We start from the raw sequence: 13084 nt of genomic DNA, 5'->3' as shown, positions 1-13084 counted from the left end.
CTAAAACCTTGGCGTAGCGGCAAAAAGTGAAAAAATGCTTTAACTGTTTTTCAATTCACGACACAATGATTAGGTATGAACATTTACTATAAAAAAACCAACCAATTGTTCAACTTTCTTAAACTGTCGCTCGCGCTGGTTGTACTGGCTATTTCTGGCTGTAAAGAAGAAGCTGACCGACCGAATATTTCTCGTGTACTTGAACGTGGTTATGTCGCCGTTGGCACCCTTTATGGACCCAATTCATATTACCTTGGCGCGGAAGGACCAGCTGGCTTTGAATATGAATTAGCAAAAAAATATGCTGAATCTTTAGGCGTAGAATTACGCATTATGCCCAGTTACAGCTTAGATGAACTGTTCCCTCGACTAGATTCTGGGGAAGTTGACTTTCTCGCCGCTGGTTTAGCGGTCACGCCAAATCGACTCAGCCAATACGAATTTGCCCCCAGTTATGACTCTGTCAGCCAAAAGTTAGTGTTTCGTCAAGGTAACAAGCGACCACGAGCATTAAAAGATTTAACGGGCTCGCTAATTGTGACTGCCAACTCTAGTCATGCAGAAAACCTTGTTGAATTGCAGCAAACGCATGAGGCACTAACTTGGCAAGAAAGTAGTGAGTTTGACAGCGAAGAGTTATTGCTCAAAGTGCTTAACGGGGAAATTGATTACACGATAGTGGATAGTCATGTTTTGGCAATTAACCGTCGTTACTACCCTGATATCAGCATTGGTTTTACCGTTAAAAAAGCAGAGCCATTGGCTTGGCTGGTCAGTAAACACAGTGATGATTCGATTATTGCCAGCCTAATCGAGTTTTTTGGGCAAGTGCATCACGACGGCACTTTGCTGGCGCTTGATGATAAGTATTACGGCCATATCGAACAATTTAATTATGTTGATACGCAAGCGTTTTTAGCAGCGATTGAAACAACCCTGCCAACCTACCAGCCGCTATTTGAAAAATACGGGCAAGATATTGATTGGAAGCTATTGGCGGCAATTAGCTATCAAGAATCCCACTGGAACCCGAAAGCACGCTCGCCAACAGGGGTAAGAGGCATGATGATGCTAACCTTACCGACTGCGAAACAAATGGGCGTGACTAGCCGACTAGATCCTGAGCAAAGTATTGCTGGTGGGGCAAAGTACTTTAAGCGTTTAATTAACCGTATTCCTGATCGCATTCCGTTTCCCGATCGCATGTGGTTTGCACTGGCGTCTTATAATGTTGGCTTTGGTCATGTTAACGATGCGCGCATTATCACGCAGCGCCAAGGAGGCGATGCCGATCGTTGGGTAGATGTTAAACCGCGACTGCCACTACTTAAGCAAAAGAAATACTATAAAACCGTCAAGTATGGCTATGCCCGTGGTGATGAGCCTGTGAAATATGTAGAGAATATTCGTCGCTACTATCATACGCTCTCGTATTTTGATGAAAAGGTGCGTAATGGCCTTGCTAAAGGAGTGGCTAATGGAGCTCCTGAGCGACTAGTTGACGCGAGCACAAACAAGCCAATTGATAAAAGCGCTGAATAGATTATATTTCAACACGCCCTAGTATTAGGCGTGACAGTTACTTATGGTAACAATAAAAATATGCTGGGTTGTTGACTGATCAGTCAAGATTTGTCATAAAAGAGTCATATAGGTTAGTTATTATGCCTATATGTAATCGTGATGTTGCTACAGGATGTAGTAAATTCTCGCGATTTGTTCTCAATATTTGACAAAAAGGAGGTTGTGATGCCGTTAAATAAACGTCGAATACAACTTAGTATCCAACGCAAGCGCATGCTTCGCGATACACAACGAAAAATCAGTAGCCGCCGCAATGCCTACTACAAACAAAGCCTGATGGAATAGCCCTCAGGCTTTTTTGTTTGCGCCGCTTTTGTTACTTAGTACTGAAACGATTTTCCTGACATACTCTTAGTTTCTTGCTAATGAAGCACTAATTCTAGTGTTCATGCTCAGCTTTAATGGTCATGCCCAATATCGTTTTCATGCATTTCGTCGTGGCTAAAATCGTGGCTATGGCTGCGACGTTCTAATTCAGTCGAGCGGCTAAATGATGAATTTACCTCACCGTTATAGCAATTGATCACCCAAGGGAAGGTGTCGGTAACAAAGTAGCCGTATTGCCCATCAACGACCATGCCATTGCATTGGTCTAAATCACCAGTGCCTTCAACATATTCCCAATCACCACGAAATTGGCCATCGTAGTTATTACTGGCAATATCGCCAACGCCGGCTTGTGGCGTTTGAAAACCATCAACGGCTTGTCTTGGACCGCCATTGTCTTTGAGCTGATAGCTTGAAAGTGCCTTGCGCGTTTCGCCAGTTGTTGTGTCAATAAAGCAGCTACCAAAAATCGGGTAGCCATCAGCGGCAAAGCCAATCACTGGCGAGGCGATATTTGCTTCGCAGCTTTGGCTAAACATAGCAACCGGGTTAGCGTGATAATGATATTTGCCATTAGGTTGGGTATGAGCGTTGTGAACATCGGTGCCAAAAGTATTAAGTGGCGACATCGGATCGTAGCGCCATGGGTTGTCTGCTTGATTGGCGCCACAGCCGATTTTCTCACGACCTAGCGGTTCGTCGCCCACGCCGTAACAAGCTGCCGCTAAAATATCGAGTGTTACACCGTTAAGCATAATGGCTTCAGTTGTGCCGATGATCAAATTGGCTGGCGTAGCGCTTGGCTCAGGTTTGATAGGAATACGATAGCTCGACAGCACCTCTTGTACATCATTGGCAAAGCGGGCGCTTTGGTCGTTAAAGTCGTGGTTTGGAATTTGGTTTACTTCAATTAAACACTCGCTGCTTTCAGCGCTAATGTTGACACTGCCGTTAAATGCTAAGCCGCGTTTGATATCGTCAACATTTGATTGATACGTACCTAAGTATTCGGCACAGCTACCCGATTGTTCGACGAAAATTTTATCTGTGATATCAAGGTTATTGCTTTGGGCGGTAATGGTGATACTCACGGGTGAGGAGGTGATTTCGCCATCATTTACGGTGAGCTGCAACTGGTAGTCACCGCTAGCATCAGGGGTAAAATCAAATGAAGTTGCTACTGATTGTGCTTGGCTCAGGGTAACTTGGCTACCTTTGGGCATTGCAGTAAATGCCCATTGGTAGGCTAGGCTATCCCCATCGGGGTCGCGACTATTTTCTCCCGAAATCAACACTGCTTCACTAACGTTGGCGCTTTGGTTGGTGCCCGCGTCAGCGATAGGAGCTTGGTTTTCTTGGCTCGCTTGGGTGACGGTAATCGTGACGCTGGCTGTGTGTTCAAGTTCGCTGTCACTCACCGTAAGACTAATTACATAGTCACCGGCAATGTCTGGAGTAAAGTTGGTGTTAACATTCTCTGCATCGGTGAGTGAAACTGCACTGCCGTTTGGCGCATTGGTAATCGCCCATAAATAACTGAGGCTATCGCCATCACTATCTGCACTCTGTGCACCATTCAATGAAATGCTATCACCTAGTATGATGGATTGGTTTTCGCCCGCATTTGCAACAGGGGCATTGTTTTGTGCGGGTGGAGTCGTTGTTGGTGGTGTGGTATCAGTAGGTGGTGTTGTAGTGTTTTGTGTACTATCGTCACTGCCTCCGCCTGATGAGCCACCGCATGCGGTTACTAGGCATAAACTGGTAAGTACGGGAACAATAACGGGGGATAACTTCATAGCGAACCTCTTGTAACACAAATATCCTTGATGGGTAATAATATATAAAACGGCTAAATTTGAAACAACTTACTCTATGTAAATGTTGTGTAAAGCTGGGCGTTTGAGGTTTGAGGTTTGAGCGTATGGAGCTCAGCGGGTGTTATAGGGTTTGTTGGGAGCAAGCTGCTTATGGGGTTTGTTAGTTGCTCGTTAACTGTATTGGAGAGAAGTGTGCTGACGAAAGTGTGTTAGTAGAAGTGATACACCACTAAAGAGTTGGTTGTTAGGCGCAAGTATTAGTCGCGCCTTGTTGGAATATCTAGCATATCGATGATAGCTTGAGAAATCGCTTCGATTTGTGAAATATCTTCAGGGATAATTAGTACAGTATCATCACCCGCAATGGTCGCCAGAATACCAATTGACTCTTCCAGTGAATCTAGTACTCGCGCCATTAGGGGGGCACCGCCAGTACCGGTTTTTAAGACAATTTGGTAGTTATTGTGTTTTAAATCCAGCGCAATGGTTTCAATTGGGTGCTTAGTTTTTGGGATAATAAGCGCGTCTGGCAGGTTGTAGCAAATTTCATTCTGGCTATTGCGAGTTTTAACTGCGCCAAGTTTGGCCAACATGCGCGATACTTTAGACTGCGAAACATGCTCATAACCTTGCTGGGCTAAGGCAAAAGCGAGCTCTTCTTGCGAGCGATAAGTGCCTTGCTTGATCAGCGACTTAAATACTTGCAGTAATTGTTGCTCTTCTTTTTGCTTGCCGTGTAGTTGTTTGGCAGTGACGGGCTTGGCGGGTGTTGATTTACTCTGGGTCATATCGCAATAACTATCTGATGGCTTATTGATAAATTGGTTACTGTTGAGCGTTTTGCTCTGCCTGCTTTTTGGCTTTCTTGGCCGCTTTAATTTCAGCGCGACGACGCTTAAAAAAGTGCGACAGCATAGCGCTACATTCGGCTTGCATCAAGCCCGAATTTACGTCAATTAAGTGATTTAATTTTGGCTCATGGGTCAGGTTAAACACAGTACCCGCTGACCCAGTTTTTTCATCGGGCGCAGCAAAAATCACACGCTTTACTCGACTATGCACTAGCAAACCTGCACACATGGGGCAGGGTTCTAAGGTAACATATAAGGTGCAATCGATAAGGCGGTAATTGTCTAGCTTTTTGCCCGCTTCTCGCACCGCAATCATTTCAGCGTGAGCTGACGGATCATTGTCCATGATTGAGCGGTTATAACCTTCGCCAACAATTTCACCCTGATAGACAACAACGGCGCCGACCGGAATTTCATTATGCTGCTCGGCTATTTGCGCAAGCTCGAAAGCCCTTTTCATAAATTTATGATCTTGGGCGGTAAACACAGCTTCTTCTGGGCTATTAGAATTCTTGGTTAAGGCGGTTATTTCTTTCATTATAAAAACAGCTCTAGTAAGTCGTTTAAATAACGATGCCCCAGCGTTGATACTTGCCAATTTTGCTGGTTGTTGATCAATAAACCTTTGGCTGAGGCTTGCGCCAGTGGCTCAGTAATAGTTGTTAACGCTAAGCCTGTGGTTTGTGTAAATCGATTGATATCAAATGACTCTCTCAGTCTTAGTTGATTCATCATAAACTCAAACGGTAATTCGTCGGTTGTTACGGTATTAAGATGATCCAACGCTGGACGGCCTTGCTCAAGGTAGCCTTTAGGGTGTTTTACTTTGACGGTGCGATAAATTTTGCCGCTCGCACTATCGGTAATTTTTCCGTGTGCGCCACAGCCAATGCCAAGGTAATCGCCAAAACGCCAGTAATTCAAATTATGCTTACTTTGTTTACCTAATTGGCTGTAGGCTGAAATTTCGTATTGTTGATAGCCAGCATCGGCTAGCTTACTCACGCCATGCTCTTGGATATCCCACAAAGTTTCATCTTCTGGCAGTTTCGGCGGTTTAGAGCCAAAGGCAGTGTTTGGCTCAATGGTAAGTTGATACCAAGAAAGATGATCGGGTTTAAGTGCAATGGCTTGGGCTAAATCGTCCATCGCAGCATCGAGCGACTGCCCCGGCAAGCCATGCATTAAATCTAGATTAAAGCTTTTTACCCCGCAGCTCTTGGCTAGCTCGGCAGCGCGAATTGCTTGTTGGTTGTCGTGAATGCGACCTAATTTGATTAGCTTGTCTGATTCAAAACTTTGTACACCAATCGATAGCCGCGAAACGCCGGCCTCGGCAAAGCCGACAAACTTATCTGCCTCAACTGTGCCGGGGTTTGCTTCAAGCGTGACTTCGATATCACTGTCGTGGTCAAAGCGTGTAAAAACGCCTGCGAGAATATCGCCAATTGCTTTGGCGGAAAACAAGCTTGGTGTGCCGCCGCCAATAAAGATGCTATGCAGCTTGCGATCGCTTAGGTTAAAACGGGTGATATCATCGTCTAAGTCTTTTAGCAGTGCTGCCGTGTAGGCTTGCTCAGGCAGTTCAGACTTCATACCGTGCGAATTAAAGTCACAGTAAGGACATTTTTGTACGCACCACGGAATATGGATATATAGCGATAGCGGTTGTTGAACCAATAAACTCATGGTTTTATTTTCTTTGGTCTTTTTTACTTAGACTTAAAAGGCAAAACATTAAAAATGTTTAACGAGCTGTGCTAACGCTTTACCGCGATGGCTAAGCTTGTTTTTATCGCTACGCGCTAACTCTGCTGAGCTGCATTGATGCGCTTCCACCCAAAATAGCGGGTCATAACCAAAGCCTTGCTCACCACGTTTTTCCGTTAAAATTGAACCTTCCCATACACCATGGCAAATCACCGGTGTTGGATCATCAGCGTGGCGCATATAGACCAATACGCAGTGGAATCTAGCTGTACGATCACTGGCTGGCACATTTGCAAGTGCACTCAGGAGTTTGTCATTGTTTGTGGCATCGCTCACTGAATCGGTTACATCATGAGAGTAGCGAGCAGAATAAACACCTGGCGCACCATTTAATGCGTCTACTTCTAACCCTGAATCATCGGCAATCGCTGGTAAACCTGTGATTTTTGCCGCATGTCGTGCTTTGATAATGGCGTTTTCAACAAAGGTAGTGCCAGTTTCAGCAACATCCGGCACGTCAAATTGGCTTTGTGGTAATACTTCAATTTGGTGCTCTGCAAGTAAGTTGGCAAGTTCTTTTACTTTGCCTTGGTTGCCTGTGGCTAAAACGATTTTGCTCATGTGGGCTCTGATCAGGTGTTATCGGGAATTGAATTTGCGCGCATTATACCGTTAATCACAGGTGCTGGGTAGAAGTGGCAGAAGGCAAACGATAAGTGAGTGGTCAAAAGCAAGAAAACAATGAAAAGGATAAACCGCTATTACTTGTCGCTAACGGTCAATGCTATACAAAAAACTGATTTTAGTTGAAGCAATTGTATATGTTGCTCTTTGTGTTTACTTGCTAAGTTAGTTACTTAACTTGTTTTCTCGTTGCTGATTGATTTGGCTGCTGTCTATTGCCGATTAATTAGCTAACGGCTTTTTCTTATTGTTTTTTCAAAGTAGTTTTTACATAAATAAGCTTTCGCTGCTCAATTGGCGGTGAAGCAACTTTGCTGAGGTGTATGGATGTCACTCAAAGATAGTTTACTTGCGCTAATTATTGTCGCTATTTGGGGCTTTAATTTTATTGTGATTGCTTGGGGCGTAGAGCAGATGCCGCCGCTAATGATGGGCGCAGGCCGTTTTCTATTTGTCGGTGTGATTGGCTGTTTACTGGTAAAACGCCCAAATATTCCTTGGCGTTGGCTAGCGCTTTACGCGCTAACCTTGTGCTTTGGCCAATTTGCTTTGCTGTTTTGTGCAATTGCTTTTGGTATGCCAGCGGGGCTTGCTTCGTTAGTCCTGCAGTCTCAAGCACTGTTTACCATAATTTTGTCGGTGCTAATACTGCACGAATCGATTAAACCTGCGCAGTTAGTGGCGATGGTAGTGGCAGGTCTTGGCTTAGTGATTATTGGCAATAGCGAGCAAGCGACAGAAATGACAGCGATTGGTTTTGCCTTAACGATTGCTTCAGCCGTGCTTTGGGGCAGCGGTAATGTGATAAATCGCAAAATTAATCAAAAGGGTTATTTGGCTGGTAATAGCAGTGCAGGAATAGGCTTAGTGGTGTGGTCGTCTTGGTTCGCGTTTATTCCTTTTACGATTGCGAGTTTTGTTTTCGAAGGGCAAGACGCAATTTTAGCCAGCCTACAATCGTTTAACCTAGTCGGTATTGGAGTATTGCTGTATTTATCGGTTTGCGCGTCAATGCTGGGCTACAGCTTATGGAGCTATTTGCTGGCGAATTATCCCGCTGGCCAAGTTGCACCGTTAACCTTAGCTGTTCCAGTGGTTGGTTTGCTATGCGCCATGGTGTTTTTAAATGAACAAGTTACCAGTGGCCAATGGCTAGGGATTTTTGTCGTTATGCTAGGGTTGGTAATTAATATGAAAGGCGAGTGGCTAGCGCAAACGCTAAGGCACAAAATAGGCAGCAGGGTGAAGGGTTAAATTAGGTAGATTTACTGGCAACTTGAATTGAAAAATCAGTTGCCAGCTAATTAATGATTGGCGTTAAAGCGTATGCTCAGAAATTACTTTAGATATAGCTAAAATTGACGCTTGGCCATTAAATTCAAACTTCACTTTACCAAGTGCTGAAAAGTAGATTTCCAGCTCAGAGTCCAAGTCAAAAGTGCCTGAAGTTTCCACTGAGTAAGCAACAATATTTTTATAGGGTAGTGAGGTAAAGTCTTTCTTACTACCTGTAATCCCTTGTACGTTAACGGCAATAATGCGTTTGCTGGTAAATACCACACCGTCACGCATCGACTTGTACGCATCAATGATTTCTTCGCCATCAATTAACAGCTCGGTAACCATTTCACCGTATTCTTCATTCTGTTTAAGCTTAAATACTTCTTTATTATTAAAATCAATCATTCTCTTTCCTTGTGACAATTATTAACTGGTTTGTATAAGTAAAGACTTGCCATCTATATAAATAAAGCTCAATTGGCAGCATTTAGATATAGCTTAGGTTGCAAGCGTTTTAATCCGTAGCTAAGCAGGCCCCCAGTGATCGCAACGGCAGCAATATCTTGCCAATCAAATATGCCAGTCCCCAATATTGGCTGCAATAGCTCATAGGCCATGCAGCCTAATGTGATGTAACCTGCATTAGTGCCGAGGTCTTTGGGGGATTTATAAAAGATTCCAATTAAAAGCAAAATTGTCGTTATTGTGCCGAATATGCTTGGTGAGTAATTGGCAAAACCAAAATCATTGATGTCGTGCTGGTAGCTCCAGCTGCGGTAACTGCTATCAGCAATAGAGGTTATCCAAGCGGTAAGCGCGGCACTGGCAATTGCCAGTAGTCGAAAATAGGTATACTGCATTCCTTTTTCCTGGTTAATCCATAGTGTTGCTAAGGTTGCCTTACTAGCATAACTACGATAGCAGTAAATTTGTTCATTTAAATAAAAAAGAGCTGCTAAAGCAGCTCTTTTTGTACAAATGTCTCTTAGTCAATTCTTGGCGAGTTAATCAACGTAAAAAGTTTGATTAAACATTAACTCATGGGTTTCGCTACCATCAGTAATGGTGAGCTCAAACTTAACTTTTTCTTTGTCGCGAAAATTGAGTTGGGCGAGGTAGTAAATCGCCTGACCTTCACGCACTTCTTCAAAATCTAAGCGTTTATATTGGCCCGTTAAGTTTTGCGCTGTGCCAGAAATAGCCACCGCTTTAGCAGGCTTGCTGGCTTTGGTGTTGTCCATGACAGAAATATTGATTAGCGCGTTATATTTGCTGCGCTCGATACCGTAAGCTTTGGCAACTTGCGGCGTTAAAAAGGTCGCACCAATCGCCATATAGTGAACATCCATTGACCCTAAGGTTTTCATGTTCTCTGCGCTGACAGTTGTACTAGTCAACGTGAAGGCGATAAGTGCAAACACACTTGTCAGCCAGGTTCGAATTGATTTCATGATAATCTCCATTCGAAAGTAATTATTATCAATTATAGCTAATATCGCTGAAGTGGGATTAAACCCCACCCCAGTAAGGGACGGCGCCAGTTAGCAAAATATTAACGACGTTTAACGCTAAAAAGGCAACTAAAATCGACAAATCTAACCCACCAATAACAGGCACTACACGGCGAATAGGGCGCAAGAATGGTTCGGTGAGTTGTTGGAAAATCACCATGGTTGGATTGTAGCCTTGAACCACCCAGCTCATGATTGCCATTACCAGCATAATAATAAATAGTAAGAAGCCAACTTGTTTAATTAGCGCCAATGTCCCTAAATACATGGCAAACAAGAAATCAATTTGACCTGTGCTAAGTCCTTGGAAAACTACCCATTCTAGAATGGCGAAAAATAACGCTACAACGATGGTGGCGATGTCTAGCCCGCCTATGCCGGGGATAATTCGGCGAAATGGTATCACTAATGGGTTGGTGACTTTAACAACGAACTGGCTAAGCGGGTTGTAAAAGTCTGCTTGTACCATCTGTAGCCATACGCGAAGAATAAGCAAGGTAACGACGGCGTCGAAGAAAAATCGTAACAAGTAAACGACTGCTTCCATTAAAAACTCCTAGTTAAGAAAACAGCTCAATCATAGGTGACAGTGCCTTGATGATCGAGCCTAAACCAATAAAAAACTGTTAAATTATTTTGCTGCCATTTCTTTGGCTCTAGCAATAGCAGCTTGCATTGCACCGCTCACTAGCTCTGGTAGGCCACCTTCGGTAAAGGCATTAAGTGCTGCTTGCGTTGTGCCGCCTTTTGAGGTGACATTTTCACGTAGTTGACCGATAGAAATATCATTTTCTACCACCATTTGTGCCGCGCCTAGTGCGGTTTGTTGTACTAAGGTTCGCGCTTCAGTACTGGTAAAACCTAAGCGTTCAGCTTCACTTGCCATCGCTTCCATAAATAAGAAGAAGTAAGCAGGGCCTGAGCCCGAAACAGCAATAATGTGGTCGATATCTGATTCTTGCGCTAACCATTTAACAATACCTGTTGCTTTCATCAAACGATCGGCGGCTACCCGTTGCTCGTCGGTGACTTGTTCCGATGCAAATGCACCAGTAACACCCAAGCCCAATTGTGATGGCGTATTAGGCATGGCGCGAATCACGGATTTGTTTTCACCTAGCGCTGCTTGAATTTGTGCCATAGTGGTACCAGCAGCCACTGAAATGAAACACTTGTGCTCAATATCGATGGCTTCGGCGATCTCTTGGCAAACGGTGGCAATTAAATGTGGCTTAACACCCAGTACGACGATATCGACATGCTCAGCTGCTTGGCTATTGCTTGAGGTTTGGTTGATGCCATATTCATTGGCAAGTGCTTCGCGCTTTGGCGCGGAAGGGTTCGATACGGTGATATTGCTTGGTTCAAAACCATTATTTACTAGGCCTGCGATAATCGCGCGGTTCATATTGCCTGCGCCGATAAATGCAATTTTATTCATAAAGTTCTCTGTGCTTTTTCGCTTTTGTTTGTTTTTGTTCTATCTAATCTTATTTGCTTAGCTAACAAATCCATTAATTGCGCTAATCTCTGCGACCAAAAATGGCCGTACCAATGCGTACCATGGTTGAGCCAGCAGCTATTGCCGAGTCCATATCATTGGTCATCCCCATTGATAATGTATCTAAGGTTGGATATTGGCTTTTCAAGTCAGTAAACAATTGGTGCATATCGTTAAAAACAGACATTGGCGCTTGTTTTTGTGGAATAGCCATTAAACCTCGTAGGGTCAAGTGCTCGCAGTTATTCACATAGGCTGCAAGTTCATTTAGCTCGTTAATTGTCGTGCCAGATTTTGCCTGCTCACCACTAATATTCACTTGTAAACAGATGTTCAGGGGAGTATCTTGACCAGACCTTTGATCATTAAGGCGCGTGGCAATTTTAATTCGGTCGACACTGTGTACCCAAGCAAAATTTTCGGCAATGAGTCGAGTCTTGTTGGACTGAATAGGCCCAATAAAATGCCAGCATATATCTGACAGATGCGACAATTGAGACACTTTATCAACGGCTTCTTGAACGTAGTTTTCACCGAAGTGGCGCTGACCCGCTTGATAGGCTTGCATCACCATCTCTGCCGACTTTGTTTTACTAACCGCTAATAATTGCACCTCATCAGAGGCGCGATTAGCAAGTTGGCAGGCGTTGGTTATTTGTTGTTGGATTTGCGTTAAATTGTCTTTAATGTTCATAGTGATTAATGAAAATTTACCCGATATAAGAGGTTCTTATGGATATTACCGAATTATTAGCCTTTAGTGTTGAGCATAATGCATCTGACTTGCATTTATCGACAGGTACGCCACCTTCTATTCGCGTTGATGGCGATGTTCGTAAGCTAAATATTCCTGCCTTTGATGCCAAAGATGTAAACGCCTTAGTTTACGACATTATGAGCGACCGACAGCGTAAAGAATATGAAGAGCATTTGGAAGTGGATTTTTCCTTTGAGGTGCCAAATTTAGCGCGTTTCAGGGTAAATGCTTTTAATCAGGCTCGTGGGCCTGCAGCGGTATTTCGTACCATCCCAAGTAAAGTACTGACCTTAGAAGACTTAGGTTGTCCTGACATTTTCCGTGACATTGCTGACAACCCTCGTGGTTTAGTGCTAGTGACTGGGCCAACGGGTTCGGGTAAATCAACGACGCTGGCAGCCATGATAGATTACATCAATGCCAGTAAATTCCACCATATTCTGACTATTGAAGACCCGATTGAATTTGTCCACGACAACAAAATGTGTCTGATTAACCAACGTGAAGTGCACCGTGACACCTTAAGTTTTGACAACGCGCTGCGCTCAGCACTGCGTGAAGATCCCGATGTGATTCTAGTGGGTGAGATGCGTGACTTGGAAACTATTCGCCTTGCCATGACCGCAGCAGAAACTGGTCACTTGGTCTTCGGTACACTGCATACCACCTCTGCACCTAAAACCATTGACCGTATCATTGATGTATTCCCAGCCGAAGAAAAATCTATGGTGCGTTCAATGTTGTCTGAATCATTACGCGCGGTTATCTCACAAACACTGGTTAAGAAAGTCGGCGGTGGCCGTATTGCTGCCCATGAGATTATGATTGGTGTGCCTGCAATTCGTAACCTTATCCGCGAAGATAAAGTGGCACAAATGTACTCCGCCATTCAAACGGGTATGTCACATGGAATGCAAACCATGGATCAGTGTTTGTTGAATTTGGTTAACCGTGGCTTGATTACTCGCCAAGATGCAGCATCAAAAGCGGCAGACAAAAACCAGTTCCAAGGTTTTTAGGTAGACAGGCTAGCGTCTAGCGAAAAGCTTGTAGTAAAA

The 13084-nt window shown here is 44.0% G+C and carries 14 protein-coding genes; 3 read left to right on the top strand and 11 right to left on the bottom strand.

Going from position 1 to position 13084, the window contains the following annotated elements; all coding sequences use genetic code 11:
• Nucleotides 1-75: 75 nt before the first annotated feature.
• Nucleotides 76-1542, top strand: coding sequence for a membrane-bound lytic murein transglycosylase MltF (mltF, locus tag DXX92_RS14020; protein WP_116001009.1), 1467 nt, complete (start codon nt 76-78; stop codon nt 1540-1542).
• Nucleotides 1543-1982: 440 nt separating this feature from the next.
• Here the strand turns inward: mltF and DXX92_RS14015 are convergent, their stop codons facing one another.
• The 5 genes from DXX92_RS14015 to rdgB form a co-directional block, all read right to left on the bottom strand.
• Entirely contained in the window at nt 1983-3710 is a 1728-nt protein-coding gene (locus DXX92_RS14015) for a YHYH protein (protein ID WP_220347661.1), read from the bottom strand.
• A 278-nt stretch (nt 3711-3988) separates the two neighbouring features.
• Nucleotides 3989-4519: an ArgR family transcriptional regulator gene (locus DXX92_RS14010; RefSeq protein ID WP_116001008.1), complete on the bottom strand. Its 531-nt coding sequence runs from the start codon at nt 4517-4519 to the stop codon at nt 3989-3991.
• Nucleotides 4520-4556: 37 nt separating this feature from the next.
• On the bottom strand, nt 4557-5120 hold the full coding sequence (gene tadA, locus DXX92_RS14005) for a tRNA adenosine(34) deaminase TadA (RefSeq protein ID WP_116001007.1): 564 nt from the start codon (nt 5118-5120) through the stop codon (nt 4557-4559).
• Nucleotides 5120-6271, bottom strand: a complete 1152-nt coding sequence (hemW, locus tag DXX92_RS14000) for a radical SAM family heme chaperone HemW (protein WP_116001006.1) — start codon at nt 6269-6271, stop codon at nt 5120-5122. The genes tadA and hemW overlap by 1 nt, the downstream gene beginning before the upstream one ends.
• Before the next feature lie 48 nt (nt 6272-6319).
• Nucleotides 6320-6913: an RdgB/HAM1 family non-canonical purine NTP pyrophosphatase gene (rdgB, locus tag DXX92_RS13995; protein WP_116001005.1), complete on the bottom strand. Its 594-nt coding sequence runs from the start codon at nt 6911-6913 to the stop codon at nt 6320-6322.
• A 390-nt stretch (nt 6914-7303) separates the two neighbouring features.
• On the opposite strand from rdgB, the gene DXX92_RS13990 reads away from it, so the two are divergent.
• On the top strand, nt 7304-8230 hold the full coding sequence (locus DXX92_RS13990; protein ID WP_116001004.1) for an EamA family transporter: 927 nt from the start codon (nt 7304-7306) through the stop codon (nt 8228-8230).
• 63 nt (nt 8231-8293) lie between these two features.
• Here the strand turns inward: DXX92_RS13990 and DXX92_RS13985 are convergent, their stop codons facing one another.
• From DXX92_RS13985 to DXX92_RS13960, 6 genes are all read right to left on the bottom strand, one after another.
• Nucleotides 8294-8662: a PH domain-containing protein gene (locus DXX92_RS13985; RefSeq protein WP_116001003.1), complete on the bottom strand. Its 369-nt coding sequence runs from the start codon at nt 8660-8662 to the stop codon at nt 8294-8296.
• Nucleotides 8663-8730: 68 nt separating this feature from the next.
• Entirely contained in the window at nt 8731-9117 is a 387-nt protein-coding gene (locus DXX92_RS13980; protein WP_116001002.1) for a hypothetical protein, read from the bottom strand.
• Nucleotides 9118-9261: 144 nt separating this feature from the next.
• Nucleotides 9262-9708 carry a DUF4426 domain-containing protein gene (locus DXX92_RS13975; RefSeq protein WP_116002444.1) on the bottom strand — a complete coding sequence of 149 codons (447 nt, stop codon included), beginning with the start codon at nt 9706-9708 and terminating at the stop codon, nt 9262-9264.
• A gap of 58 nt (nt 9709-9766) precedes the next feature.
• The gene (locus DXX92_RS13970; RefSeq protein ID WP_116001001.1) at nt 9767-10315 is read right to left on the bottom strand and encodes a YggT family protein; all 549 of its coding nucleotides are present in this window, start codon (nt 10313-10315) and stop codon (nt 9767-9769) included.
• Between the two features lie 84 nt (nt 10316-10399).
• On the bottom strand, nt 10400-11209 hold the full coding sequence (proC, locus tag DXX92_RS13965; protein WP_116001000.1) for a pyrroline-5-carboxylate reductase: 810 nt from the start codon (nt 11207-11209) through the stop codon (nt 10400-10402).
• 82 nt (nt 11210-11291) lie between these two features.
• Nucleotides 11292-11963, bottom strand: coding sequence for a YggS family pyridoxal phosphate-dependent enzyme (locus tag DXX92_RS13960; protein ID WP_116000999.1), 672 nt, complete (start codon nt 11961-11963; stop codon nt 11292-11294).
• 38 nt (nt 11964-12001) lie between these two features.
• On the opposite strand from DXX92_RS13960, the gene DXX92_RS13955 reads away from it, so the two are divergent.
• Complete coding sequence (locus tag DXX92_RS13955; protein ID WP_116000998.1) at nt 12002-13045, top strand: type IV pilus twitching motility protein PilT; 1044 nt, start codon at nt 12002-12004, stop codon at nt 13043-13045.
• Nucleotides 13046-13084: the final 39 nt, after the last annotated feature.

The organism is Thalassotalea euphylliae, from assembly GCF_003390395.1.
Taxonomy (GTDB): domain Bacteria; phylum Pseudomonadota; class Gammaproteobacteria; order Enterobacterales; family Alteromonadaceae; genus Thalassotalea_F; species Thalassotalea_F euphylliae_C.
The sequence above is the reverse complement of the archived record's forward strand: the minus strand, read 5'-3'. Positions and strand labels throughout refer to the sequence as shown.